Raw genomic sequence first — 1,283 nt, 5'->3', positions numbered from 1 at the left:
CCCGTTAGGCAGCCATCTCGCCAAATCTCCAGAGCGGTATAACTTCCCTTCGCCATATGGATTGTCGATAAACTTCTCCGCTGTTAATTCAGGCTGGTTTAGATAGCCTTTGGCTACTCCGTCTCCTGCGATGCATAGCTCACCAGGAACGCCTACACTACATAACTCCATCTCATTCAGTATATAGAGCTGCATATTGGCAATGGGATGTCCGATTCCTACACTTAAACCCTTATCTTTTTCGCTGGAATAGACATAGTCACAGCATCCTACGGTAGTCTCTGTAGGGCCATATTCGTTATGAATCTTGACCCTGTCTCCTAATAGCTTCTGCGTTTTCCATGCCGTATCTGTGGTTAACTCTTCTCCACCGACAATCAGCGTTTCTAAATTCGGTACATCTACGCCGTCTGCATAAGTTTCCAGCATTTTTAAATGGGACGGAGTAAGTTTAAGGAAAGTTACCCTGTTATCTTTGAATGCTGCACGTAACCTTTCCTCCGTGTCTCCTCCCTTTAATAGAAGAGATCCACCACTAATCAGCGGTAAGAACAAGGACGTTACGGAGAGGTCGAAACTTAAGCTTGTAATCAGTACCGTCGTACAAGCTTCTTTCTGGTACTCCTGATCTGCATACGACAAGTAATGATCCAAATTGCCTCGTGTAACCGCCACGCCTTTGGGCTTTCCTGTCGTTCCTGATGTGTAAATCACATAGGCGATGTCGCCCTTTTCAACAGCACACGCTGGATTTGTCTCCTTCTCGCCCAGATCTTCAAGATTCATAGAGATGAATGGGACTTCCGTTTCCAAAGTCTTCTCTCTTGTTAAGATGACCTTGGGTGCTGCATCGTTCAGAATATGCTCTATTCGTTCCTTCGGAGTTGCTGGATCAATCGGGACATAGGCGGCTCCACTCTTTAGCACGCCTAAAATGCCAATGATCGTTTCCGCTTCAAGGGAAGCCATGATGGCCACTCGATCATTGGGCTTAACACCTAACGAAATCAGTTCCCATGCCAAGGCATTGGCCTTTCGGTTGACTTCTCCATAACGAAGTACGCCCGTTTCGTATTCAATTACCGTCTTCTCAGGTGTCTGTTCCGCATGTTTCTCGAATCGTTCCACTGCCGTATGATGCTGTGCATACTCTATATGGGTATCGTTGAAAACCGTTAGTATTCTTTGTTGCTCTACCTCACTGACCATGTGGAGTTCAGACAATTTCATTTCAGGGTTAGCAATCACCCTGTCCAGCAACACCTTAAAATGCTCCAGTATGA

Annotated in this window: 1 protein-coding gene; it reads right to left on the bottom strand. The window is 46.0% G+C overall.

What is annotated here, in order from left to right:
- On the bottom strand, positions 1-1,263 hold a 1,263-nt coding region (locus tag G9F75_RS19655), incomplete at its 3' end, for a non-ribosomal peptide synthetase (RefSeq protein WP_167409330.1).
- Positions 1,264-1,283 lie beyond the last annotated feature (20 nt).

The organism is Bacillus sp. EKM208B (assembly GCF_011800725.1).
GTDB classification, from domain to species: domain Bacteria; phylum Bacillota; class Bacilli; order Bacillales; family Bacillaceae; genus Bacillus; species Bacillus velezensis.
Note: the sequence above shows the minus strand (reverse complement) of the source record. Positions and strands in the feature narration are given on the sequence as shown.